The following is a 25,118-nucleotide window of genomic DNA, read 5'->3' as shown; positions in this document are numbered from 1 at the left end:
TTAGTCCCATTCATAAGGAGTTTCTTGGTAAACGTAATAATTCAGCCAGTTCATAAACAATAGTGTCGCATGCGCTTTCCAGCGATTCACGGGCTCTTTGCTGTCTTCAGCGAAATAATGTTTAGGCGCCTCGACACCAGAAAGGTTGCGTTCCAGATCTCTTTCATATTCTTGAAGAAGCGTATTTGTATCATATTCAGGGTGCCCTGTTAAAAAGACTTGTTTTTCGTCTTTTGACACAATTAAGCACACCCCAGCTTCCTTAGATGCGGCAAGAATATTCAACTCAGTCACTGCTTGAAGCTGTTCCATATTTATATCTGTATGCCGGGAATGCGGCACGTAGTATAGCTCGTCAAAACCTCTTACCAATCTTTCATGTTTTGAAAGTACTGTATGTTCGAACACACCGAAGATTTTTTTCGGCATTTCAATTTTTTCCACACCATAATGGTAATATAAACCTGCTTGAGCGCCCCAGCATATATGCAAGGTTGAAGTGACATTCGTTTTGCTCCACTCCATGATCTCTTTGAGCTCTTCCCAATATGAAACATCTTCAAACGCCAAATGCTCGATCGGCGCACCGGTGATAATCATGCCGTCAAACTTCTTGTGACGGATATTGGAAAAAGTCGTATAAAATTCGTCAAGATGTTCTCTTGCAGTATTTTTCGGCGTGTGTGTGCTTGGGATTAAGAATGTAAAATGAACCTGTAAAGGCGAATTTCCAAGCAATCTGAGAAGTTGTGTCTCTGTTTGGATTTTTTTCGGCATCAAATTCAATATGATAATTTTTTGCGGCCGGATATCCTGGTGAAATGCTCTGCTTTCATCCATTACAAATATATGTTCACTCTCAAGCACCTGTTTTGCCGGCAGGTGTGTTGGTATATTAATAGGCAACGTGCCACCTCCATTATTTCCCCGTTTAATTTTCTTCATTATAGGAATTTTCACGCCAATTTTCAATCTATCTATTAGTGTTTGAGGGGGAAACAACAGAAAACTCTTTAAATAAAACGCATAGATACGCCTTTTGGTTTCACTGGAAAATGCTTTTTCGATGATTTATCCCAGAAGGGAACTGTCATGTTTTATAGAAATGGTTAAGATAACAAAAGCAGCACGCATGTGTATATAACATTATTTTGAACACAAGCCACTCCTTTGCAATATACAGTCGGCATATCAGGTTTATTTGACTTTGCTCTTATAAGTTCTGATAAAAGATGTTTATTTTGAATTGAGATATAAAAACGGTAAAATAATCAGCAGCAGTGACATAGGAGGGACTTACATGTCTATATATCATATGAAGGTACGTACAATAACAGGAAAAGAGATGACACTTCAGCCTTTTGCCGGAAAGGTATTGATGATCGTGAATACAGCGAGCAAATGCGGCTTTTCGCCGCAATTGAAACAGCTTCAGGAGTTATATGATACATATCGGCAGGAGGGACTGGAGATCTTAGGGTTCCCCTGCAATCAATTTATGAGCCAGGAGCCTGGTGATGAGGCAGATATACAAGAATTTTGCGAAACAAATTACGGTGTTACGTTTCCTATGTTTTCAAAAGTAGAAGTAAACGGAAAAAACGCCCACCCGCTGTTTGTGTATTTGACAGAGCATGCGAAAGGGATGCTGGGAACTAAGGCAATCAAGTGGAATTTCACGAAGTTTATAGTGGACAGAAACGGAGAAATCATTGGCCGCTATTCTCCGAATACAAATCCGAAAGAGCTGGAAGACGTTATCGTGAAGCTGTTAGGGCAATAAAGAGGGTGTTTTTGTGAAGGAATTGAAGCGGATAGAGCAAATCAGGGCATGGGTCCAGTCTGTGCTGACCGGCGAAAGCTCTGGACACGATTGGCATCATGTATCAAGAGTTGCAGATCTTGCTTTGTATATTGGAGAAAAGGAAAATGCGGATTTGTTCATAGTTGAAATCACGGCTTTGGTTCATGATTTAATTGATGTCAAGATGCCTGACGCGTTTAGGTTTTCAGTGAGCGAAGTATATGATCAGCTCGTTTTTTTCGGAGTTGGAAAAGAGGATGCTGACATAGTGATTCACATCATCACAAGAATGTCCTTTCGGGATAGGGATAAGCTGGTGATAGAGCCGCACTCAATTGAGGGAAAAGCCGTACAGGATGCTGACAGGCTTGATGCCATCGGTGCTGTAGGGATTGCCAGAGCTTTTATGTTTGCGGGCGCAAAAGGGCACAGCCTTTATGGAAATGATCAAAGCGCCTACGCTCATTTTTTCCATAAGCTGCTCCGGCTGAAAGATATGATGAATACAGACACCGCACGGAAACTGGCAGAAGAAAGACATGATTTTATGCTTCAGTTTGTCCGCCAATTAGAAAAAGACGTACCCGGGATTAATGCCGAAACGTCGTAATAGAAGGCTTGGAACGACTATGATAGAATAAGTCACAGATATGTTATAGGAGGACGATCATGAAGATAAAATCAATTGAACCTACGCCAAGTCCCAATACAATGAAGGTCATCTTAACGGAAGAGCTTCCGGCGGGCAAAAGCAATAACTATAAACCGGATCAAGCAGAAGGCGCACCGCCTGTTATAGCGGAAATCCTTAAAATAGAAGGCGTTAAAGGCGTATATCATGTCGCTGATTTTCTGGCTGTTGAACGGAACGCGAGATACGATTGGAAAGACATTTTACCGCAAGTCCGCTCTGCATTTGGGATGGAAAGTGCTGAAAATACAGAGGGAAATCGCTCTGAACAAGAGTCTTATGGAGAGGTGAAAGTTTTTGTGCAGATGTTCAGCGGCATTCCTATGCAGGTTAAATTAACTGATGGGGAGCGGGAAGAGCGCTTCGGGTTACCGGAACGCTTTCAGCAGGCGATCTTAAAACTCAGATCTGAAGCTTCAAATGTTGTGTTTGAGCGGACCTGGAAAGAACAAGGCGTCAGATTCGGTGATTTTAATGAAATCGGTCATGACGTGACAGAAGAGATTCAGGCCGCTTACAGTGATGAGCGGCTGAAACGGCTGACAGAAGCAGCCGTTCAAGGAAAAGGCGAAGCAAAACAAGCTGTACAGCGCAAAGCGTATAAAGTAACGCTTGACATGCTGGATGATGAGGACTGGAAAAAGCGTTATGCGCATTTGGAGCAGATGGATCCGAAAGAGGAGGATATCCCGGTTTTACAGAAGGCATTGGATGATCCCAAGGTGTCTATCAGAAGACAGGCTGTCGTATATTTAGGAATGATTGAAATATCCGATGTTCTTCCTTTATTATACAAAGCACTTGAGGACAAAGCTGTCTCAGTCAGAAGAACGGCAGGAGACTGCCTGTCAGATATCGGCGACTCTCAAGCCATTCCTGCTATGATCAAGTCGTTAAGCGACTCCAGCAAGCTTGTCCGCTGGCGTGCGGCTATGTTCCTGTACGAAGTCGGCGATGAAAGTGCCATTGAAGCTTTACGCACTGCCGAAAATGATCCCGAATTTGAGGTCAGCCTTCAAGTGAAAATGGCGCTTGAACGTATTGAGCATGGAGAAGAAGCAAAAGGTTCTGTTTGGAAACAAATGACAGAGAGCAGAAAAAAGGGCGAATAAAAGAATGAAAAAGGTGCAGATCCTGCATCTTTTTTTGTGAATTCACTTTTTATAAAAATTATTTCGAATATTGTTGAAAAATATCCGAAAACTATTTATAGTAAGTAACAATATTAATAGTTGGAGGGTTTACATCGACAGAAAGCTATATAAATATAAAAACATGAAGGAAACAATCAAGGCAAGGGCGGCCTGAATGTCATCTGTTTGCAAAAACAGCCCGAAAATAAACTGAAAATTGTTAAAATAAAATCCAGTCTAACAATTAAAAGTATTTAGGAGGATCACCATGGCAGAATTACGCAGTAACATGATCACACAAGGAATCGATAGAGCTCCGCACCGCAGTTTGCTCCGTGCAGCAGGTGTAAAAGAAGAGGATTTTGGCAAACCGTTTATTGCGGTTTGTAATTCATACATTGATATCGTTCCCGGTCATGTTCACTTGCAGGAGTTTGGGAAAATCGTAAAAGAAGCAATCAGAGAAGCTGGGGGCGTACCGTTTGAGTTTAATACAATCGGAGTAGATGACGGCATCGCGATGGGGCATATCGGGATGAGGTATTCGCTGCCGAGCCGTGAAATTATCGCAGACTCTGTGGAAACGGTCGTATCCGCGCACTGGTTTGACGGTATGGTCTGTATTCCGAACTGTGACAAAATCACGCCGGGAATGCTTATGGCGGCAATGCGCATCAACATTCCAACGATTTTTGTCAGCGGCGGGCCGATGGCGGCAGGAAGAACAAGTGACGGAAAAAAAATCTCTCTTTCCTCAGTTTTCGAAGGAGTAGGCGCTTTCCAAGCCGGAAAAATCAACGAAAACGAACTTCAAGAATTAGAACAGTTCGGATGCCCGACGTGTGGATCTTGCTCAGGCATGTTTACGGCGAATTCAATGAACTGCCTGTCCGAAGCACTCGGCCTTGCTTTGCCGGGTAACGGAACCATTCTTGCGACATCACCGGAACGCAAAGAGTTTGTCAGAAAATCAGCTGCTCAATTAATGGAAACGATTCGCAAAGATATCAAACCGCGTGATATCGTGACAGAAAAAGCGATTGATAACGCGTTTGCGCTCGATATGGCGCTCGGCGGTTCAACAAACACCGTTCTCCATACACTTGCCATCGCAAACGAAGCCGGCGTGGAATACTCTTTAGAACGCATTAACGAAGTTGCCGAGCGTGTACCGCACTTGTCCAAACTGGCGCCAGCATCAGATGTGTATATTGAAGATCTTCATGAAGCCGGCGGTGTGTCTGCGGCGTTGAATGAGCTTTCCAAGAAAGAAGGGGCGCTTCATTTAGACGCGCTGACTGTTACAGGGAAAACACTCGGAGAAACCATTGCCGGACATGAAGTAAAGGATTATGACGTCATCCATCCCCTGGATCAACCATTCACTGAAAAGGGCGGCCTCGCTGTTTTATTCGGTAATCTGGCTCCGGACGGCGCGATCATTAAAACAGGCGGCGTACAGAACGGCATTACGAGACACGAAGGGCCGGCTGTCGTCTTTGAGTCTCAGGATGAGGCGCTTAACGGCATTATCAATCGTAAAGTAAAAGAAGGCGACGTGGTCATTATCAGATACGAAGGGCCAAAAGGCGGACCTGGTATGCCGGAAATGCTTGCCCCTACATCTCAGATCGTTGGAATGGGACTCGGACCAAAAGTGGCATTAATTACGGACGGACGTTTTTCCGGAGCCTCCCGAGGCCTCTCGATCGGCCACGTATCACCAGAGGCGGCAGAGGGAGGACCGCTTGCCTTTGTTGAAAACGGAGACCATATCATTGTTGATATTGAAAAACGCATCTTGGATGTACAAGTGCCAGAGGAAGAGTGGGAAAAACGGAAAGCAAATTGGAAAGGTTTTGAACCAAAGGTGAAAACCGGCTACTTGGCCCGTTATTCCAAACTTGTGACAAGCGCCAACACCGGCGGTATCATGAAAATCTAGACAGCGGGGAACGCTTTCTCCTATTTTAAGGCGTGAATATTTGAAATCCGGCCCTCTCTATAGTATCCTTTACTTCAGATGAAGGATAATAGAGGGGGCTTTTTTTATGTCAATGGCTTACGAAGAATACATGCGCCAGCTTGTTGTACCGATGCGCCGCGAGCTGACTGGAGCAGGTTTTGAAGAATTAACAACAGCGGAAGAAGTAGAAAACTTTATGGAAAAGGCAGAGGGCACAACTCTTGTTGTCGTTAACTCTGTCTGCGGCTGCGCGGCAGGCCTTGCGCGTCCTGCGGCAACACAGGCAGTCCTCCAGCATGACAAAACACCTGACAATACAGTGACTGTATTTGCGGGCCAAGATAAAGAAGCTACTGTAAAAATGCGTGAGTATTTTACTGGACAGGAGCCTTCTTCACCGTCAATGGCTCTTTTGAAAGGCAAGGAAGTCGTCCATTTTATTCCGCGTCATGAAATCGAAGGTCATGATATGGAAGAGATCATGAAAAATTTGACCGCTGCCTTTGATGCACACTGCTAAATGCCCGTTTTCCGGGCATTTTCTTTTTGGGAGTACTGAAGATGATAACAACAAGCTATAGACCGTCTGAACACACCGTGAAAACCGCAAAACTGCTTTCTAAAGAGCTTGATATGCCATATTGCGGCCGAAATAAACAAACGGTTGAAAACCTGCTGAAGTCAGCTGAACGTGATTTGCTTGTGGTCGGCAAAGAACGGTTTGAACTTTATACGAAACAAGGGGCTAAATTCTTTTTTCATCCGAATACAGCGATGTTCAGAGCTAAACGCTTCCTACGGGACGAGCGGGAACCGATGCTTCGGGCAGCTGGTTTATCGGAAGGAGATACGTTTTTAGATTGCACACTCGGGCTGGGTTCGGATGCCATTATCGCAAGTATGGCAGTAGGCGAAACGGGTTCTGTGATTGGAATTGAAAAAAACCATCTCGTGTCCGTTTTGGTGAGGACGGGGCTGCAATCATGGCAAACGGGCATAGAAGAGCTTCAAGCTGCAATGAGCAGAATCCAAGTAAAGAATGGGGATTGCTATGAATACATCAAGCAGCTTCCTGACAACTCTTTTGATGTGATATATTTCGATCCAATGTTTCATGAGCCTGTAGAGACGTCTGACGGCATCGCGCCTTTACGGAACTTTGCGGAGGATTCAGCTTTGAATGAAGGGTGTATCAAAGAAGCGGTGCGCGCTGCCAGAAAAAGCGTTGTACTGAAAGACCACTGGAAAAGCCCGCGATTTGAACAGTTTGGTTTTAACGTCACCAAAAGAAAAACAGCGCTGTTCCATTATGGTGTCATTCAAGCCGCAAGTAAAACAAGCCCGTGACGAATCACGGGCTTTCTGTTAATCGGTGACTTCCATGACGACAAAGTATAACAATGTTAAGAGTGAAACTGTGGCAAACAGAGCGTCAATCATGTGGAAAGCCTCCTTTCACAGAATATTGTAAGCGTTTTATACACAAACCGCAAAGTTACGAATCTCCTAATTTGCATATCAGTTTCATATCGTACATGACTTGCATGTTTCGGATGTGCTAAAATAAGAGAAACATAACAAAAAAATAGAGAGGAATAAGCAATCATGAAAATGTGGATGAGAAAGACCCTTGTGGTTTTATTTACCATCGTAACGTTCGGGCTCGTATCTCCTCCGGCTGCTCTTATGGCGGACAAGCCCTCCGGACAGCCGAGCAGTCTTGAGCAGAATGATTACACCGCTTTTTATGATGGGCATGACCTGTACGATGATGAGTCGGAAGACAGGCGAAATCCTGAACTGCTTTTTCAAACGTACAAGGAACAGCTCCTTGACAGCGCTGAGGATCAGTCCTTTGTGAAATTCGGCAGCAAAATCGCTCCGGTCATTGAGGATGACTATCGGAAAGAGATCATGCCGAAAATCGAAAATGTGATTAGTGATTATTTGGCGACATTGCAAGAGGATGAGGCGTATCAAGATGTTGTGATCTCAAGCATGCCTTCAGCGGGCAAAACGGAAAAAATTTTCAACGTTTACAATCGGACGACTGGAAAAGATCTCATCAGATTTCATGTGCGCAGAGACCACCCGCCTCATGACGGCTACTGGTTTAATTTTCATTATCATACAGCAGAAGATGGATTTCAATCACATCATGAGCTTGGAAGCATATACTGGGACCGCAACACGCCTCCCAACTGGATGAGTGCGTAAAGGAGATGCCATTAGACATGAAAAAGTACACAATGAATGAAATGGTCGATATAACAAAAGATATGCTGAACAAACGGGGCGTTATGATCGAAGATATTGCGCGGATTGTTCAAAAACTTCAGGAAAAATACAATCCAAATTTGCCACTCAGTGTATGTATGGAGAATGTAGAAAAAGTGCTGAACAAACGTGAAATTATTCATGCTGTTTTAACAGGCCTTGCGCTTGATCAGCTCGCTGAGCAGAAACTTCTTCCGGAACCGCTGCAGCACCTTGTTGAAACGGATGAACCGCTTTACGGCATAGATGAAATTATCCCTCTTTCAATCGTTAATGTATACGGGTCGATCGGCCTGACCAACTTCGGTTATTTGGATAAAGAGAAGATTGGAATCATTAAAGAACTTGATGAAAGCCCGGACGGTATTCATACCTTTTTGGATGATATCGTGGCAGCACTTGCAGCAGCCGCTGCGAGCAGAATTGCCCATACGCATCAGGATCTGCAAGATGAAGAAAAAGAACAGGATGAAAAGCCTGTCGTCAGATGACTGATAAAAAAATCATTTCTGGGTTCAGAAATGATTTTTTATTGTGTTACACTACTAGAAGACTACTTTTAAAGGATGGAAAAGATGAAACAGTACAAGGATTTATGCAGACATGTGTTAGAGCATGGCGAAAAAAAGGGAGACCGGACAGGGACCGGTACAGTCAGCACCTTCGGATATCAAATGAGATTTAATTTACAGGAAGGTTTTCCGATGCTGACAACAAAAAAACTCCACTTTAAATCGATTGCGCATGAGTTGCTTTGGTTTTTAAAAGGGGATACCAATGTACGCTATTTGCAGGAAAACGGAGTGCGGATCTGGAATGAGTGGGCTGATGAAAACGGTGAACTCGGACCTGTATACGGTTCCCAATGGCGTTCTTGGCGGGGAGCTGACGGAGAAACCGTTGATCAAATTTCCCGCCTTATTGAAGATATTAAGACAAATCCGAACTCCAGACGCTTAATCGTCAGCGCCTGGAATGTCGGTGAAATTGATAAAATGGCATTGCCGCCGTGCCATTGTCTGTTCCAATTCTACGTGTCTGACGGCAAGCTGTCCTGCCAGCTGTATCAGCGCTCTGCTGATGTTTTTCTTGGTGTGCCGTTTAATATTGGTTCTTATGCCCTGTTAACTATGATGATTGCTCATGTGACTGGGCTTGAACCGGGAGAGTTTATTCATACATTTGGCGATGTCCATATTTATCAGAACCATATTGAACAGGTCAATTTGCAGCTGACGAGGGATGTTCGCCCGCTTCCGAAGCTTCGTTTCGCCAGAGAGGTTGATTCTATTTTCAACTTTGCGTTTGAGGACTTTATCATCGAGGATTATGATCCGCATCCTCATATTAAAGGAGCGGTCAGCGTATGATTTCGTTCATTTTTGCGATGGATGCCAACAGGCTGATCGGCAAAGACAATGATTTGCCGTGGCATTTGCCCAATGACCTTGCATACTTTAAAAAAGTAACCTCTGGCCATTCCATCATTATGGGCCGGAAAACATTTGAATCGATTGGACGTCCGCTTCCAAACCGGAAAAATATTGTCGTCACATCAGCGACGGCTTCAGAATTTCCGGGATGTACGGTTGTCAGTTCGTTAAAGGATGTGCTGGACATTTGTTCAGGCTCTGAGGAATGCTTTGTGATCGGAGGAGCTCAGCTCTATACAGCGCTGTTTCCTTATGCGGACAGACTGTATATGACGAAAATTCATCATAAGTTTGAGGGTGACCGCCACTTCCCCGAATTTGATGAAACCAATTGGAAGCTGGTTTCTTCTGAGCGGGGGATCAAGGACGAAAAAAACCCGTACGATTACGAATTTCTGATGTATGAAAAAAAGAATTCTTCTGAAGCGGGAGGATTTTAATTGGTTCGCTACAGCTTGCTAGTGATTTATATCGTGTATATGCTGTTAAAAAATATGAAACAATTATTTAATCAAAGGATGCTTGACCCCCGTCTGTCATACAAAAAACAGATGACTCTTGTCTACGAGCAGCCAAAGGCGTTTTTGGAAGGCTGTGTCGGCATCACCGGTTCAATTGTGACGATCCATCAGCCTGAGCCAATACCGCACGGTCCTGTTTTGTATGTGCATCCCCGTTTGCGTTTGGCTGAACTGGCCTTAATTGCTGGGTATATTGAGGAACCGGCCGGCTTTATTGCCAATCCAAAAGGATTTCGCTTTCCTTTAATAGGTCAATGGCTAGATCGGATGGATGTGATTTCAGACGGCGACTCAGAAAAGGTATATGAAGATGTAACGAAACAGTTGGAAAAAGGACAAAGCCTGATTCTTTCATTAGATGGTTCTATAGATCCTGTTGAACTTGCGGCCTGCTATCATCTTCCATTGGTGATGGTGGAAACGAAAGGAACAGATGACCTGCAAAAGGGATCGTTTTTTAAACGCTTAAAACCAGCAGACATTGAATTGTCATTTTCAAAAGCTTATATACCAGCAAATGAAAAACAATTACGTGCATAAAAAAGCGCAGTCCCAAAGACTGCGCTTTTCTGTTACGAAATAAACGGCACCTTCACACAATAAAACAGCACACAGAAAAACATCGCAGCGCTTCCGCCTAATACAAAGCTATGCCATATGGCGTGATGGAAGGGGATCTTTTTCCAAATATAAAAGATGGTTCCGACCGAGTATAAAATGCCGCCGAGAAAAAGGAGGCTGAATCCCGCTCCGCTCAGCGAAGCGTATAAAGGTTTAACCGCTATAACCATCAGCCATCCCATAATCAAATACACGAAGGTTGACAATAGTATAAAGCGTTTCACGAAGAAAATTTTAAAAACGATTCCGCCTAATGCAAGAGACCATACGATAACCAGCAGGGTGAAGCCAAGTGTGCCTTTCAGCGGCCCCAGCAAAAAAGGCGTATAGGTTCCGGCGATCAGTACATAAATGGCGCTATGATCAATAATCTCCAAAATATCCTTCGTCTTTTTATGTGTGATGCTGTGAAGCAGTGTGGAGCTTAAATATAACAGCAGCATAGAGACACCGAATATTGTAAAGCTGACAATGTCCCATGCAGACCCGTAATTAGCCGCAAATAGGATCAGAAATACTAATGCTGGTATGGATAAGAGTACACCGATGCCGTGTGTTATCGCATTGGCGATCTCTTCTTTGATTGTAAACAAGTGCATTCTCCTTTCGATCGCTAGATCATTTGATTTTTCAGCGTTTCCAGAAAGCTCAAACCCTCTAAAGTAATTTTAGTGCCGGCGCGTCCGCGGCTTTTTGTGACATAATCTTTTTTCTCCAAATAATCGAGACGGCTTCTGACCTGCTGCGGGGTTAACGAGGTTTGGGTGTTTTTACTGTGTTCCGAAATGATCCGTCTGCTGGCCGGTTCTCCTTTTTCGTTTAACGCTTTTATTGTTTCCAAAATAAACAAAAACTCAGCTTTTTCCATTAAAGTCAGCAGCTTTGCTTTTTTCTTCAATGCTTTTCCGTCTATTGGGCCCCTAATGTATGGCGGCACATCATATGGATGAATCGTTCCTCCGCTTGACACTGCGGCCATATAATCTGCGGCGTTTTTTAATTCCCTGACATTGCCTTCGAATGTGTGCTGCTCAAGCATCGAAAAGACTGAGGGATCAATGAACAATTGCTGGCCGGAGTTTGAGAGAAAATACTGTGTCAAAAGTGGTATATCGCTCTTTCGTTCAGACAATTCGGGCAGTGTGAGTGTTAAAATATTCAGTCTGTAAAATAAGTCTTGCCTGAATGTATGTTCCGCGCATCCGCCTGCAGAAGCACAGATGATTCGCGGTTTTTCCGTGTCTGAATCAAGCGCTTTTAGCAGCTGAGCTTGTACAGAAGCAGGCATGCGCCAAACTTCATCAAGAAAAAGGGTCCCTTGTGCCGTTTTTTTAAACGCACCTGTGTTACCGTCATGGCCAAAAAGCTCAAGCATAAGGCTTTCTTCTGAATGGATGCTGCAATTGACGTTAATAAAAGGTTCGCTGTTTCTCGAGGATTCCTGGTGTATCGCTTGTGCAAAATGATCTTTTCCCGCTCCGATTTTTCCTGTTATTAGGACAGGAAGCTCCGATAATGAGAACTGCTTGGCGATTCGTTTCGCGTCCAGGAATGTTTGATGTTCTCCGATCAGATTATGAAACGTGTTGAGTATTGGTGCGCTATTCATCAATTGGCTCCTTTTGGTTCTAATTGGTTTTATTATATCATGCCTTTTGCCTCAAAACACCTTTTATTTATGATCATCTTTTTTCTTAGGTCTGCTGAATGCTAGTGACGCAGGTGTTATCAGGGCATATTGTGAACGCGGTCTTTATTTTTTAAATATTAAATAAAAATAATTGTCTTATTTTTTGAATATTCGTGTTATAATGGCATATTAAATAGGGATTTAAAACAAGAAAGGAATCTGTACATGAAACCGTTGCTTAAAGAAAATTCTCTCATCCAAGTGAAAGACATTTTGAAGGCTCATCAAAACGTAAAGGACGTTGTGATTCACACACCTTTGCAAAGGAATGACAGACTTTCTGAGAGATATGAATGCAATATCTATTTGAAACGTGAAGACTTGCAAGTTGTCAGATCTTTTAAGCTCAGAGGGGCTTATCATAAAATGAAACAGCTTTCCAGCGAGCAGACTGAGAACGGAATTGTATGTGCCAGTGCCGGAAACCACGCTCAAGGTGTGGCGTTCTCATGTAAACATCTTGGCATTCACGGGAAAATTTTTATGCCGTCTACAACACCGAGACAAAAAGTCTCTCAAGTTGAACTGTTCGGAAAAGGGTTTATCGATATTATTTTGATAGGTGATACGTTTGACGATGCGTATAAAAGCGCCGTTGAATGCTGTGAGGCGGAATCACGAACGTTTATTCATCCGTTTGATGATCCGGATGTGATGGCTGGGCAGGGAACGCTGGCGGTCGAAATTTTAAACGATATTGATACAGAACCGCATTTTCTTTTTGCAAGTGTCGGAGGAGGCGGCCTTCTCTCAGGGGTAGGCACTTATTTAAAAAATGTATCTCCTGAAACAAAGGTCATTGCTGTTGAGCCGGAAGGGGCGGCATCCTATTTTGAATCAAACAAAGCCGGGAATGTCGTCACGCTGGATAAAATTGATAAATTTGTAGATGGAGCGGCTGTTAAAAAAATTGGGGAGGAAACGTTCCAGACACTGCAATCAGTCGTGGATGACATTCTCCTTGTTCCTGAAGGGAAAGTATGTACAGCCATTCTTGAATTATATAACGAATGTGCGATTGTTGCTGAACCGGCTGGTGCTCTATCTGTCGCAGCGCTTGATTTGTACAAGAATGAAATAAAAGGCAAAAATGTGGTTTGCGTAGTCAGCGGAGGCAATAATGATATCGGAAGGATGCAGGAAATGAAGGAGCGATCCTTGATTTTTGAAGGACTTCAGCATTATTTTATCGTCAATTTTCCGCAAAGAGCGGGGGCACTCCGCGAATTTCTTGACGAAGTCCTCGGGCCGAATGATGACATTACAAGGTTTGAGTATACGAAGAAAAATAATAAAAGCAACGGACCTGCTCTTGTCGGCATCGAGCTGCAGGACAAGGCTGACTATGGGCCGCTGATTGAACGAATGGACAAAAAAGCGTTTCATTATGTAGAAGTGAATAAGGATGAGGACTTGTTCCATTTGCTGATTTAATTTTTTCGCACAACCGCGTAAAATGACAGACAGTCCGGCTGACATTGTATATAATAGAAGAAAAACAAAAAAAGAGGATTGATAGCTTGTTACTCAAAAGCCTAGAGTTCAAACGCAGTGACGGGATTCAGGTGAAAGTGACAGAAATACCTGTATTAAAGGAAGATGAGCACTATTTCTTTATGTTACATCACCATTTGCAGTTCTACTTAAAAGAAGTGTTTTCATCAAACAGCAGGGCAAAAGTGTATTCTTTCCGACATTATATGAAGCGCCGGATGAAATGGGCAGATTATCAGGCTGTTTTTCATCAAGAGGTGTTAAAGTACAACGCGTAATATGCCGTTTTTACCTGTGTGTCTCCCTTTGTAACCGTTGGTTGGGAGGCATGCAGGATTTTTTTTGCCGGTACCGAATATAAATATAAAATAGAGGATATAGCAGGCAAGGACGGTTTTAGAATGCGCTTTTACCGGCTGGAAAGGGTGAATGTCATGAAGGTGATCAAGGGTTTAGCGGCAGGGCTGTTTTTTCTGCTTTTGTGTGCCTGCGGAGGACAACAAATTAAAGATCCGCTCAATTATGAGGTGGAGCCTTTTACATTTCAAAACCAAGACGGCAAAAATGTTTCATTAAAGAGTTTAAAAGGAGAAGTATGGCTGGCGGATTTTATTTTTACGAATTGCGAGACTGTATGTCCGCCGATGACTGCTCATATGACCGATTTGCAAAAAAAACTAAAAGCCGAGAATATAGATGTCCGGATCGTCTCCTTTAGTGTTGACCCAGAAAACGATAAGCCAAAACAGCTGAAGAAATTTGCGGCGAATTATCCGCTATCTTTTGATAACTGGGATTTCCTCACGGGATACAGCCAGCGTGACATTGAGGCGTTCGCGCTTAAGAGCTTCAAAGCGATTGTGAAGAAACCGGAGGGAAAAGACCAAGTCATTCATCAATCTTCATTTTATTTGGTGGGTCCGGACGGTAAGGTGCTGAAAGATTACAATGGAGTGGAAAATACACCGTACGATGATATTATCGCTGATGTGAAATCAGCCAGTACACTCAAGTAAACTAGGAGACTAGGCATTTGCAAATCTTCTAAAACATGATACACTTTCCACTAGTAGAATGGGAAGGAGCAACAAGATTGAAGCTGCGCATTTTTTCACTCATGGCCAGTTTGATTTTGCTTCTTGCTGCTTGTACGAGCATACGTACAGCATCTGAGGGGAAACAAAAAGATCATGAACCGAAAACGAAAGAGCACATTGTCATTGCGGCTGTCGGAGATTCGCTGACAGAAGGTGTCGGAGATCCCGCCGGTAAGGGATATGTCGGCATGGTTGCGGATTCTATCCGGTCAGATAAACAAGTCAAAACGGTAGACGTAAAAAATTATGCCGTGAAAGGGAACCGTTCTGATGATTTATTAGAGAAATTAAAAGATAAAAAGGTTCAAAAAGGCATAAAGGACGCTGATTATGTCTTTTTTACAATTGGCGGAAACGATTTGATGAAAGTCCTTCGCCAAAACTTTCTGCAATTAACAATGGAACCATTTCAGGAAGCGGAAAAACCGTATGAAAAGCGTTTTAAAAAAATCATTTCTGAAATTAGGGAACTGAATGATCACGCTGAGCTGATTTATGTCAGCATGTATAATCCGTTTACATTTACGTTATCTGAATTAAATGAAATAAACGGTGTTGTTACTGATTGGAACCAAGTAGCTGAAAAAGAGCTGAAAAAAGATAAGTTTGCGAAAATCATTTATATTGAAGATTTATTCAATCAAAAAAGCGACAGCAGCAGAATTTCTGAGGATGATGATTTTCATCCTAATGGTACGGGTTATTCCCTTATCGCGAAGCGCGTCTATCAAGCCATTGAAAAAGAAGGATTACCGAAAGAGTAGGGTGACATCATGAATAAGTGGAAACGACTGTTTTTTATATTGCTTGCCATCAATCTGATTCTCGCCGCTGGGTTTGTGACACTAGTCATGCTGCCGGGAAAACAAGCTCAGGTAAAGGATTCATCTGAGAGCGAGTATGGATTTCAAGTGACAAGCACAAAAGAATCATTAGCTGCGTTTGTCAACTCATATTTAAAAGACAAAGCATCCAACCAGCTTGATTATAAAGTAGAGATCGATGATGATGTTCATGTCGCGGGGAAAATCAAGGCATTTTCCACGTCCATTGATGCGCTTGTCGCTTTTGAGCCGACTGTGAAAAAAAATGGCGATGTGGAGCTGAATGTTACGAAATTTTCGTTAGGGAAATTGAGTATCCCGATTAGCTTTGTGTTAAATTATATGGACAGCTTTTACGAATTGCCGTCATTTGTCCACGTTCATCCCGGCGACAAAAGCATTGAAGTGCGTCTGTCAGAAATGCCTTTAACGAATGGAATGTATGTCAAAGCGGATAAAATAAATTTAGAAAAAGATGAAATTGAGTTTTCCTATTACCATCCTAAATAATAGAGGTGACTGAAAATGAAACGGATTTACCAGTATTTCAGTTTATTATCCTTTACATTTTCCCTGTATTTCGGCTGGCTTGCTTATCATCATCTGGCGGCTGAAGATATGGACCAAATGTATTTGAACATTTCCTATTGTGCCTTGTTCTTAAGTGTGATGGTGCTAACATTCGGTATGAGAGACCGAAAAAAAACCGATAAGTCATGAAAAAAGAGACATGAAACAACGTCTCTTTTTTCGTGTGATCCGGTGAAAATTTAAGACCACAAGGAGAAAAAATGAAAGCATACGATTTTACACAGGGGAACGTGCTGAAACAGCTTGTGCTGTTTTCAATGCCGATTATGCTCGGAAACGCATTGCAGGTTTCCTTTCAATTTATAGACAGTTTGTGGATCGGCAATTTACTGGGGGCGAAGGCCCTTGGGGCAGCCGCGGTATCAAGCACGATTGTTTTAACCGTGCTGTCTTTTATTTTGGGCCTTAACAATGCGACATTAACTATTTTGTCACAGCAAAAGGGTAAAGATGATGAAAAAGGAATGGCGTCGTATATAAACGCTTTTGTCGTTTTATTAACAGGCCTAAGTGTCGGATTCGGCGCGGCCGGTTTTTTTCTGTCAGAGCTTTTGCTTCGTCTTTTGAAAACGCCGGAGTCGATGATACCGCTTGCCGAGACCTATTTGCAAATTCAATTTATTGGCATTTTATTTTTGTTTGGTTATAACTTTATCAGTACGGTGCTTCGGGCGCTCGGTGACAGCAAGACACCTCTCCGGTTTATTGCGTTTGCAGTTGTGCTGAATACAGTGTTGGCGCCGTTCTTTATTTCTGTGCTGCACATGGGAATAGCGGGAGCAGCTTATTCGACAATTTTGTCACAGGGCATTGCGTTTCTGTACGGGTTGTTTTATGTCATCAGACACAAGCTTGTACCGTTCTCTATTCCGCGAGTTCCCAAGTGGGAAGAGTCCGCGCTGGTTTTGAAACTTGGGATTCCTGCCGGTCTGCAGATGATGGTGATTACAGGCGGAATGATGGCGATTATGAGTGTTGTCAACTCCTACGGGGAGCATGTGGTGTCAGGCTTCGGCGCGGTGCAGCGGCTCGACAGCATCATCACGCTTCCCGCTATGGCTGCCGGTACGGCGGTCAACAGTATGGCAGGGCAAAATATCGGAATCGGAAACGATAAAAGAGTGGGAACAATTGCGAGGCTAGGTGTTATAGTTGTAATTTCTTGCATGCTGATGATTGCCGTTATCATTTGGGTATTTGGCAAATACCTTATGAGACTATTTATCAGCGAGCCTGATGCGGTTGCGTTTGGTGAACAATATTTGCGTTGGATCGCGTTTTTCTACCCTTTTATCGGGATTAATTTCGTGCTGAACGGAATCGTCAGGGCTGCGGGAGCGATGCTGCAGGTGCTGGTTTTAAATTTGATATCGTTTTGGGTTTTGAGATATCCTTTCACGGCTCTATTTTCAGCATGGTTTGGCCAGAAAGGAATCGGGCTCGGAATCGGAATGAGTTTTTTATTAAGCAGCTGTGCGGCGTTTTTGTATTACAGATACGGAAGATGGAAAACAATGAAACTGTTCGCTGAAAAATAAATGAAGGGCTGCAAAAAGCACATACCCATGTATAGCGGTATGTGCTTTTTTTCATCGTTTTTTATCAAGTTTGCTGAAAAGCTCGATTAATGAGGCCAGTTCGGCATCAGTGTAGCAGTCAAAGCGTTTAAAGAAATATTCCGTTTTTTTCTCGTTGAAATGCTGAAGGACTTTTTCGCCCGCTTCGGTGATATGAATGCGGATGATACGCCTGTCTTCCTTCGATCTGATTCTTGTAATCCATTCCTTTTCCACCAGCGCATCAGTCACAGCTGTAATGTGGCTTGCTGATACCTCTAAAATAGGCGCAAATTCGGTGACTTTTTTAGGCCCTTGTTCACTGAGGATCCGCAGAATGGTAAATTCATTCCGTGACAGCTCTTTATCAAGAATTTCATTGATTTCGTTGCGTATTTGTTTAAAGACTTTACGGAGTAAATTCTCCATATCGTACATCATCTGTGTTCTTACTTTCAAATTTGTGAACCTCCATTACATAAGCATATTGCTTAAAACCTATAGTTTTTATGAAAAGCAGAATCATTTTCATTCTATTATTACATGCTATAATATAATAATACCACGTATGAACAAAGGAGGCACCAGTATGTCTGAAAAAAAAGAAATCGCCACATTTGCAGGAGGCTGTTTTTGGTGTATGGTCAAACCTTTTGACGAACAGCCGGGAATTGAAAAAGTGGTGTCCGGGTATACAGGCGGCCATACTGAAAACCCTACGTATGAAGAGGTGTGCAGTGAAACGACAGGACATCGTGAAGCCGTTCAAATCACGTTTCATCCTGATGTGTACCCTTATGAAAAGCTGCTTGAATTGTTTTGGCAGCAAATCGACCCGACAGATGCCGGCGGCCAGTTTGCGGATCGCGGCAGCTCCTACCGTGCAGCCATTTTTTATCATAATGATAAACAAAAGGAGCTTGCGGAAGCTTCCAAGCAGCGTCTGGCGGAAAGCGGCATCTTTAAAGATCCGATTGTAACGGACATATTAAAAGCTGAGCCTTTCTATGAAGCGGAGGGCTACCATCAGCATTTTTATAAAAAGAATCCAGGACATTACCAGCGCTACCAGGCGGGGTCTGGACGAGCCGGATTTATCAGCGAGCATTGGGGGGCGAAATAATGGGGCACAATAAAGAAGAAAAAATCAAGTCACTAAACCGCATGCAATATGAAGTGACGCAAAATAACGGCACGGAGCCGCCTTTTCAAAATGAATATTGGGATCATCAGGAAGAAGGGCTGTATGTAGACATTGTGTCAGGCAAGCCATTGTTTACATCCAAGGATAAATTTGATTCCCACTGCGGCTGGCCAAGCTTTACAAAGCCGATTGAAGAAGAAGAAGTAGAAGAAAAACTAGACACGAGCCACGGCATGATTCGAACAGAAGTGAGAAGCCGTACTGCCGATTCTCATCTTGGTCATGTATTTAATGACGGACCGGGTCCAAGCGGGCTTCGATACTGCATAAACTCAGCGGCAATGCGGTTTGTGCCGAAGGATAAGCTGAAAGAAGAAGGATACGAAAGCTATCTGCATCTTTTTGATAAATAAACACAAAAAACAGGCCTGCCTAATGGATAGACAGGCTTGTTTTTATGCCTTTTTTTCTTGGTGCAATTTCTCAATAATCTGGGCAATTCTGTCTTTTGTGATGAGTGGAGCTTGATCTGATTGATATCCAGGCAGATGGACTTTGCGAAAATCAGGATGTTTTTCAGGTTCTGGAAGAATCGCATAAAGATTGCCCCATTCATACAGAGAATCAATTTCATGAGGGGATGTTAATTCTTCGTGAAGCTTTTCACCTGAACGCTTGCCGACTTCTACCGCAGACGGCTGCGGGAGCCCGTGCTGCGATGCATATTCTTCAAACCCATGGATCAGTTCTTCAAGTTTCAGTGATTCCATTTTAAAAATAAAAGTTTCTCCGCCTTTTGTAATAGCAGCTGATTGCAATGTCAGTGTAGCTGCATCGTCTATTGACATGAAAAACCTGGTCATATTTTTGTCAGTGATGGTTAGCGGTTCACCCTCCATCATCTGTTCAAATAAAATTGGAATGACCGAACCCCTTGAGCCGAGAACATTTCCGAAGCGGACTGAACAAAACACGGTTCCTCTGTTTTGAACGTGGCGGTTTGCTTGATGAAACAGCTTTTCAGATAACAGCTTGGTGGCACCCATTGTGTTCACAGGAGATACAGCTTTATCGGTACTGATATTAATGACATGCTGGACCCGGTGTAATAGGGCGGCCTCCACCACATTCTGTCCCCCGATGAGATTGGTCTGGATCGCTTCAAATGGATGGTCTTCACATGTCGGAACCTGTTTCAGCGCAGCTGCGTGGAAGACGATATCCACGCCTTTCATCACCTGATTCACCCTTCTGTGATCGCGCACATCTCCGAGCACAAATGAAAGCCGCTTATCCCCCGCATACTTTTGACTCATGACATACTGTTTACTGTCGTCTTTGCTGAATACAATCACCTGTTTCGGTGTTAGCAGCAAAAGGCGTTTGACAATTTGACTCCCGATTGAACCTGTTCCGCCAGTGACTAAAACTGTTTTGTTATGGAAAAACGGTTCTAGTTCTGCTGTTTGCTGTTTAGGCATGGCTTATCCTCCAACTCTCGTTTCTCTACCATGCATCATATGTTCAACTTTGTAATCGAGTTAATGAAAGCAACCAATAAAACAAAATTTAGGGGAATGATCATGTCACAAAGTGTTCTTTTTTAATAGAAAATGGAAAGATAGACGTAACAGACAAAATATAAAACTATATAAACAATGTACTAAATATTCACTTTGGTTTTATTTCGCACCTCAAAAGTAAATTTGAGGAGCCATTTCACGTACTTCTTAGGGGGAAAGTGATTTATGAGTCAGAAATACTATAAAAAAAGGTTCATTTTCCTCTCTATTAAACGACTGTATATATTTTACAATAAGGATTGATAGTGATTAAAAGGAGGGGACCAAATTGAAGGTTTCAAAAACAATGCTGCTAAGCACTGCTGCGGGTTTATTGCTTAGCCTGACAACTAACTCGGTGTCGGCTCATCACGTGAAAGCGGAACATCATTTTAAAGTGACGGCGCAAACGGAGACAGATCCTGTCGCTACTGGCGAGGACGCAGCAGATGACCCGGCCATTTGGGTTCATGAAAAGCATCCGGAAAAAAGCAAGTTGATCACGACAAATAAGAAGTCAGGACTAGTCGTGTATGATTTAAACGGCAAACAGCTCAAATCTTACGAGTTTGGCAAGCTCAATAATGTCGATCTGCGTTATCAATTTCCATTGAACGGAGAAAAAATTGATATTGCTGCCGCCTCAAACCGGTCTAAAGGAAAAAATACAATCGAAGTATATGAAATTGACGGGGATAAAGGAAAGTTGAAAAGCATTACAGACCCAAACCATCCGATTTCAACTGATATTTCTGAGGTATACGGCTTCAGCCTGTATCACAGCCAGAAAACAGGAGCATTTTACGCATTAGTGACAGGCAAACAAGGAGAATTTGAGCAGTATGAAATTGTTGACAATGGAAAGGGTTATGTAACAGGGAAAAAAGTGCGTGAATTTAAATTGAATTCTCAGACTGAAGGCCTTGTTGCGGATGATGAGTACGGGAACCTGTATATAGCAGAGGAAAACGAAGCCATCTGGAAATTTAATGCTGAGCCAGACGGAGGATCAAAGGGGCAGGTTGTCGACCGTGCGACAGGAGAACGTTTGACAGCTGATATTGAAGGACTGACGATCTATTATGCGCCAGACGGCAAAGGATATCTCATGGCCTCAAGTCAAGGGAATAACAGCTATGCAATGTATGAACGGCAGGGAAGCAATCGCTATGTAGCCAACTTTGACATTGCAGATGGCGAAAAGATAGACGGTACTAGTGATACGGACGGTATTGATGTTCTCGGTTTCGGACTTGGCCCAAAATATCCGTACGGGATTTTTGTCGCTCAGGACGGTGAAAATATTGACAATGGACAAGCCGTCAATCAAAATTTCAAAATGGTGTCGTGGAAACAGATAGCAAAGCATCTAGGCGAAAAGCCTGACCTTCATAAACAGGTGAATCCGAGGAAGATGAGGGACCGTTCTGACGGCTAAAAAAAGCAGCTCATTCAGCTGCTTTTTTCTGTGAATGAAAAAATCGTTCATAACAATGAACGATTTTTCAAGTAAGCGCCAGATGAATCGCCTTTAGTTTTGCAGGAAGCTCATCAAACGTAAGGGCGGGTACGGTCTCTTTGTAATTGGATGCTGCAGCTTTTTGCCGTTCCTCAGGATGGTTGATATAGAAAGCGGCTTTTTCCTTAAAGTCGTTGGTGCTGTGATAAGAAATAAAGGATGAAAAAGGATGTGCCGCGGGTAAATCTGTTAATTGAAATGCTTCGCATGCAGCGATATCAAACGTCCGGTTATTAAAACTGGCGTTTTTGATGCGGATATTATTTTTATTGAAAGCAAAATGATAGGGGCGATGCGCATTGATCACGATATCTGCCCCGTTATAATAATGAACGGCCTGTTCGGGTGGAACCCATGTGCTGACGATATCAATATGCGGCTGTTTGAGCACTTTTTTAGGCAGGTATTTTCTCCATTCCTTTCCGATTACCCGAACGGTGAAAGGCAGATGTACCGCTTCTTTCATAAGCTGAACCCGATTAGGATAAGGATAGCCGATGATAAGCAGATTTGAATGAAAAGAATGTTCTGTGTCCATTTTTTTAAACAGCCGATGATTAACTGGAATCGGAACATAGTAGACGTTCTGGCAGCCGAGCTCCCGATAATAAAGAGCGGCATTTTGTTCAATCGTTAATATGGCGTCAGCGTGCTTTATCACCCGAAGGCTGATATCAATATAAAATGGGTCTTCGGTCAGCCAAACAAACACAGGAATACCCTTATCCTTTAACCAGGTCAGCCAGTCGTGAGGAACACGGTCTCCGACCATCATGAGTGCGAAGTCCGGCTGGAACTTTTCAGCCTTTATTAGAGATTCTGCTTCCAGTGTATCTGCAGACATGTACTCTGTATGAGTATTCAGAAAACATTCTTCAGCCCAACGGTCAAAATATCTGTATATTCCTCCGTATCCCGACTGGATATACAAAACTTTCATCAGATCTTATGAAAAGAACGTAACACTTTCTACTTTGTCTACATCAATTAATGTTGTAGCTTGGCCTTCCGGGGTAACGGAGCTTTCCTGTGTTACAAATACGATACCGTGAATTTGGTCGAAAGCAACGAAGACAACCGGACCGATCATATCACCCGAATCAGTCACAATGCTGATCGTAGTGCCTGGCGTAATTCTGGCAAAAATCCATCTTGCCGGAAGGGAAGTAGATTCAGCCGTAATCATTTCACTTTGATCTACTTTTTGATCGATCGCAGCTTCAAGCAATTCTTTAAGATTATTATCCACGTTTACTCCTCCTTCTGTTGAGAATAAAGGGCTTAAAAGGCTCTTAATCAAATCCTTTTTTAATTGGGCATTTTCAGAGCTCATCACATACACCTCCTATTCAATAGTGAACTCACGTTAATCATATTCTTATGGCTGCCATTTGGTATGAGTCGAACGCCGTACCTGACCTATTTTTCATATATTTAAGCAAAATGCTGATTTTTTAAAAGAGTGGATATAGCCTATACCATAAATCGAAGTCAGTTCATATTGTGAAACAGAGAGTATAAAGGTCAGCGATTGTTTAGATTGAGAGAAACACGCGAATCAAGATGAACTGCATTTTATTTCGCTTTTGCTGATTTTGCTCATTCGTCAATCGGCTACTGAAGCAAATCCATCTGATCTCAGTACGCCAGCTCGTATTTGTAAAAGAGCTTGGCGTACCGGTATCAACATTTCATCTGTTGAATGGAGATACGCTTCAAAACGTCATCGTAAAAGAGGTTCTGACTGATTTGGTTATTTTCAAAACCCGTTAAATCATACGAGATCTCATGTCGCGCTCTCAAGTATTGTAAGCTGGGATGCTTTTTAAATGATGACAGAGGCTCTGCTTGTGCGGAGCCGTTTTTATGTTTGCAACAGGGGGCTGTATAGATGGGAGAGAAAGTGTCCATTATTTTAACGAGTTATAACAAACCTGCTTATCTGCAAAAAGCGATCGAAAGCGTCATAAAGCAAACGTATGATCTCTGGGAGCTTTTTATCATGGATGATCATTCTAATGAAGAAATAACTGCGGTGGTTCACAAGTACCTTCGTGACCCTCGCATTCGTTATGAAAACAGTTTCGTAGATCCCGCAGCTCGATTTAAAACAACCCGTTATGCCACATTAATTAACACCGCGCTCCCATTTACCAGCGGCGATTACATTTCCTATCTCACTGATGACACTGTGTATCATCCTGAGCGGCTGAGCCGTATGGTGCAGATGTTTTCACATAATCCTGAGGCGCAGGCTGTTTATTCAAAACAAAAAGTTGTACAAGTAAACGAAAGGGGAGAGGAAATCTCCCATTTCTATAGAAATGCCAATGAAGTGCTTCATCAGGCCGCTTTTCAAGTCGATCATTGCTCAGTTATGCATCGCCGTTCATTACTTGATCGTATTCACCATATATATGGAAGCTATTGGGACGATGATATGAAGCATTGGAATCATGGCGACTCAATTTTTTGGGACAGAATCAACAACTTTGCTCCATTTCTGCCGATAAATGAAGTATTAGATACAACCTATAAAACCCCCGATTCATTTCAAAATGCGTATCGGTTTCTGCCCGCCGATTTGATTGACGGATCTTTTGTAAAGGGTTCAGGTCAAAACGTATATTTTATTGATCAGGGTGTGAGGCATCCTGTCGGGGAAAGGTGGGATTCGTTGTATCTAAATCGGACTGTGGCCGTTCCAGACCCGTATTTATTCCAATATAAAATTGGAAACATTTTAAAGATTCCGAATTATATTTTAGTAAAGGAAGCTGGTCATCCTGCAATATTCTATATCGAAGCCGGAAAAAAAAGACGCATTTTGGGTCAGTATGCTTTTCAGTTTTATCAATTTAAAAGAAAAGAAATATTGACCATTGAAAAAGAAGAACTGGAGGCGCTGCCGGAAGGGCTGCCAATTACGCGGGAACGATCTGGTTTGATCGAAAATCCGCCTGGCCGAAGGCTTTATTTCATAGAACGCGAGCCGTTTTTGTTTCTTAACGGCGTTTTTCATCCGATTCGTGAACAAGTAGTAAGGAAATTCTTTTTACATCATAAGCCAATCTCCGCTTCTTTCCGAAATATTCAGCAATTTCCAATTGGAAAGCCGTTTTATCCAGTGTACGATGAGATTATAAAGAATTTGAATATTGCAATTGAGTAAAAGCATAGGTCATAAAAAGGAGA

At 42.8% G+C, this 25,118-nt stretch carries 29 protein-coding genes and 1 pseudogene; 23 read left to right on the top strand and 7 right to left on the bottom strand.

Annotated elements, in window-relative coordinates:
* Entirely contained in the window at positions 1-906 is a 906-nt protein-coding gene (gene metA, locus ABZM97_RS11210; RefSeq protein WP_087990475.1) for a homoserine O-succinyltransferase, read from the bottom strand.
* Between the two features lie 394 nt (positions 907-1,300).
* Here metA and ABZM97_RS11205 point away from each other — a divergent pair, with 394 nt between their 5' ends.
* The 11 genes from ABZM97_RS11205 to ABZM97_RS11155 all read left to right on the top strand — a co-directional run bounded on the left by ABZM97_RS11205 (position 1,301) and on the right by ABZM97_RS11155 (position 10,365).
* The gene (locus ABZM97_RS11205) at positions 1,301-1,783 is read left to right on the top strand and encodes a glutathione peroxidase (RefSeq protein WP_148961536.1); all 483 of its coding nucleotides are present in this window, start codon (positions 1,301-1,303) and stop codon (positions 1,781-1,783) included.
* 13 nt (positions 1,784-1,796) lie between these two features.
* Positions 1,797-2,414 carry an HD domain-containing protein gene (locus ABZM97_RS11200; RefSeq protein WP_253268392.1) on the top strand — a complete coding sequence of 206 codons (618 nt, stop codon included), beginning with the start codon at positions 1,797-1,799 and terminating at the stop codon, positions 2,412-2,414.
* A gap of 59 nt (positions 2,415-2,473) precedes the next feature.
* Positions 2,474-3,607, top strand: a complete 1,134-nt coding sequence (locus ABZM97_RS11195; RefSeq protein ID WP_253268391.1) for a conserved virulence factor C family protein — start codon at positions 2,474-2,476, stop codon at positions 3,605-3,607.
* Between the two features lie 289 nt (positions 3,608-3,896).
* Positions 3,897-5,573 (top strand): dihydroxy-acid dehydratase, encoded by a 1,677-nt coding sequence (ilvD, locus tag ABZM97_RS11190; protein WP_087990471.1) that lies wholly within the window; start codon positions 3,897-3,899, stop codon positions 5,571-5,573.
* A 106-nt stretch (positions 5,574-5,679) separates the two neighbouring features.
* On the top strand, positions 5,680-6,114 hold the full coding sequence (gene brxA, locus ABZM97_RS11185; RefSeq protein ID WP_148961540.1) for a bacilliredoxin BrxA: 435 nt from the start codon (positions 5,680-5,682) through the stop codon (positions 6,112-6,114).
* A 41-nt stretch (positions 6,115-6,155) separates the two neighbouring features.
* Positions 6,156-6,941 carry a class I SAM-dependent methyltransferase gene (locus ABZM97_RS11180; protein WP_202327461.1) on the top strand — a complete coding sequence of 262 codons (786 nt, stop codon included), beginning with the start codon at positions 6,156-6,158 and terminating at the stop codon, positions 6,939-6,941.
* A gap of 258 nt (positions 6,942-7,199) precedes the next feature.
* Positions 7,200-7,811 (top strand): YpjP family protein, encoded by a 612-nt coding sequence (locus tag ABZM97_RS11175; RefSeq protein ID WP_087990468.1) that lies wholly within the window; start codon positions 7,200-7,202, stop codon positions 7,809-7,811.
* 17 nt (positions 7,812-7,828) lie between these two features.
* Positions 7,829-8,362, top strand: a complete 534-nt coding sequence (locus ABZM97_RS11170) for a phosphatidylglycerophosphatase A (protein ID WP_087990467.1) — start codon at positions 7,829-7,831, stop codon at positions 8,360-8,362.
* 84 nt (positions 8,363-8,446) lie between these two features.
* Entirely contained in the window at positions 8,447-9,241 is a 795-nt protein-coding gene (locus ABZM97_RS11165) for a thymidylate synthase (RefSeq protein WP_087990466.1), read from the top strand.
* On the top strand, positions 9,238-9,744 hold the full coding sequence (gene dfrA, locus ABZM97_RS11160; RefSeq protein WP_087990465.1) for a dihydrofolate reductase DfrA: 507 nt from the start codon (positions 9,238-9,240) through the stop codon (positions 9,742-9,744). Before ABZM97_RS11165 ends, dfrA begins: the two co-directional genes overlap by 4 nt.
* Positions 9,745-10,365: a hypothetical protein gene (locus ABZM97_RS11155; protein WP_087990464.1), complete on the top strand. Its 621-nt coding sequence runs from the start codon at positions 9,745-9,747 to the stop codon at positions 10,363-10,365. It abuts the gene before it with no gap.
* 32 nt (positions 10,366-10,397) lie between these two features.
* On the opposite strand, the gene ABZM97_RS11150 is transcribed toward ABZM97_RS11155, so the two are convergent.
* Positions 10,398-11,039, bottom strand: a complete 642-nt coding sequence (locus ABZM97_RS11150) for a hemolysin III family protein (RefSeq protein ID WP_087990463.1) — start codon at positions 11,037-11,039, stop codon at positions 10,398-10,400.
* Positions 11,040-11,059: 20 nt separating this feature from the next.
* Positions 11,060-12,055, bottom strand: a complete 996-nt coding sequence (locus ABZM97_RS11145) for a sigma 54-interacting transcriptional regulator (RefSeq protein ID WP_367386847.1) — start codon at positions 12,053-12,055, stop codon at positions 11,060-11,062.
* A gap of 246 nt (positions 12,056-12,301) precedes the next feature.
* Between ABZM97_RS11145 and ilvA the strand changes: the two genes are divergently transcribed.
* The 7 genes from ilvA to ABZM97_RS11110 all read left to right on the top strand — a co-directional run bounded on the left by ilvA (position 12,302) and on the right by ABZM97_RS11110 (position 17,680).
* The gene (gene ilvA, locus ABZM97_RS11140) at positions 12,302-13,570 is read left to right on the top strand and encodes a threonine ammonia-lyase IlvA (RefSeq protein WP_202327463.1); all 1,269 of its coding nucleotides are present in this window, start codon (positions 12,302-12,304) and stop codon (positions 13,568-13,570) included.
* Positions 13,571-13,656: 86 nt separating this feature from the next.
* Complete coding sequence (locus tag ABZM97_RS11135; RefSeq protein ID WP_087990460.1) at positions 13,657-13,908, top strand: DUF2535 family protein; 252 nt, start codon at positions 13,657-13,659, stop codon at positions 13,906-13,908.
* Positions 13,909-14,064: 156 nt separating this feature from the next.
* On the top strand, positions 14,065-14,646 hold the full coding sequence (gene scuA / locus ABZM97_RS11130) for a cytochrome c oxidase assembly accessory protein ScuA (RefSeq protein ID WP_087990799.1): 582 nt from the start codon (positions 14,065-14,067) through the stop codon (positions 14,644-14,646).
* Between the two features lie 77 nt (positions 14,647-14,723).
* Positions 14,724-15,491: an SGNH/GDSL hydrolase family protein gene (locus ABZM97_RS11125; protein WP_253268389.1), complete on the top strand. Its 768-nt coding sequence runs from the start codon at positions 14,724-14,726 to the stop codon at positions 15,489-15,491.
* Between the two features lie 9 nt (positions 15,492-15,500).
* Positions 15,501-16,061 carry a YpmS family protein gene (locus ABZM97_RS11120; protein WP_253268388.1) on the top strand — a complete coding sequence of 187 codons (561 nt, stop codon included), beginning with the start codon at positions 15,501-15,503 and terminating at the stop codon, positions 16,059-16,061.
* Positions 16,062-16,076: 15 nt separating this feature from the next.
* The gene (ypmT, locus tag ABZM97_RS11115; protein ID WP_087990457.1) at positions 16,077-16,271 is read left to right on the top strand and encodes a protein YpmT; all 195 of its coding nucleotides are present in this window, start codon (positions 16,077-16,079) and stop codon (positions 16,269-16,271) included.
* Between the two features lie 71 nt (positions 16,272-16,342).
* On the top strand, positions 16,343-17,680 hold the full coding sequence (locus ABZM97_RS11110) for an MATE family efflux transporter (RefSeq protein WP_087990456.1): 1,338 nt from the start codon (positions 16,343-16,345) through the stop codon (positions 17,678-17,680).
* A 51-nt stretch (positions 17,681-17,731) separates the two neighbouring features.
* Here the strand turns inward: ABZM97_RS11110 and ABZM97_RS11105 are convergent, their stop codons facing one another.
* Entirely contained in the window at positions 17,732-18,157 is a 426-nt protein-coding gene (locus ABZM97_RS11105) for a MarR family transcriptional regulator (RefSeq protein WP_039074221.1), read from the bottom strand.
* A 130-nt stretch (positions 18,158-18,287) separates the two neighbouring features.
* Between ABZM97_RS11105 and msrA the strand changes: the two genes are divergently transcribed.
* Together msrA and msrB are read left to right on the top strand one after the other, a co-directional pair.
* The gene (gene msrA / locus ABZM97_RS11100; protein WP_087990455.1) at positions 18,288-18,821 is read left to right on the top strand and encodes a peptide-methionine (S)-S-oxide reductase MsrA; all 534 of its coding nucleotides are present in this window, start codon (positions 18,288-18,290) and stop codon (positions 18,819-18,821) included.
* Positions 18,821-19,255: a peptide-methionine (R)-S-oxide reductase MsrB gene (gene msrB, locus ABZM97_RS11095; protein ID WP_087990454.1), complete on the top strand. Its 435-nt coding sequence runs from the start codon at positions 18,821-18,823 to the stop codon at positions 19,253-19,255. Before msrA ends, msrB begins: the two co-directional genes overlap by 1 nt.
* A gap of 42 nt (positions 19,256-19,297) precedes the next feature.
* Here the strand turns inward: msrB and ABZM97_RS11090 are convergent, their stop codons facing one another.
* Entirely contained in the window at positions 19,298-20,323 is a 1,026-nt protein-coding gene (locus ABZM97_RS11090; protein WP_202327468.1) for an SDR family NAD(P)-dependent oxidoreductase, read from the bottom strand.
* Positions 20,324-20,693: 370 nt separating this feature from the next.
* Here ABZM97_RS11090 and ABZM97_RS11085 point away from each other — a divergent pair, with 370 nt between their 5' ends.
* Positions 20,694-21,842: a phytase gene (locus ABZM97_RS11085; protein ID WP_087990452.1), complete on the top strand. Its 1,149-nt coding sequence runs from the start codon at positions 20,694-20,696 to the stop codon at positions 21,840-21,842.
* Between the two features lie 67 nt (positions 21,843-21,909).
* On the opposite strand, the gene ABZM97_RS11080 is transcribed toward ABZM97_RS11085, so the two are convergent.
* The gene (locus ABZM97_RS11080; protein ID WP_087990451.1) at positions 21,910-22,863 is read right to left on the bottom strand and encodes a DUF3880 domain-containing protein; all 954 of its coding nucleotides are present in this window, start codon (positions 22,861-22,863) and stop codon (positions 21,910-21,912) included.
* 6 nt (positions 22,864-22,869) lie between these two features.
* On the bottom strand, positions 22,870-23,256 hold the full coding sequence (gene cgeA / locus ABZM97_RS11075) for a spore crust protein CgeA (RefSeq protein ID WP_087990450.1): 387 nt from the start codon (positions 23,254-23,256) through the stop codon (positions 22,870-22,872).
* 235 nt (positions 23,257-23,491) lie between these two features.
* Between cgeA and cgeC the strand changes: the two are divergent.
* Positions 23,492-23,752: pseudogene (gene cgeC / locus ABZM97_RS11070) on the top strand (spore maturation protein CgeC).
* 62 nt (positions 23,753-23,814) lie between these two features.
* Positions 23,815-25,095 (top strand): glycosyltransferase family 2 protein, encoded by a 1,281-nt coding sequence (locus tag ABZM97_RS11065; protein WP_087990449.1) that lies wholly within the window; start codon positions 23,815-23,817, stop codon positions 25,093-25,095.
* Positions 25,096-25,118 lie beyond the last annotated feature (23 nt).

It is taken from the genome of Bacillus vallismortis (assembly GCF_040784915.1).
Taxonomy (GTDB): domain Bacteria; phylum Bacillota; class Bacilli; order Bacillales; family Bacillaceae; genus Bacillus; species Bacillus subtilis_G.
This window is presented reverse-complemented; position numbering and strand designations above follow the sequence as displayed.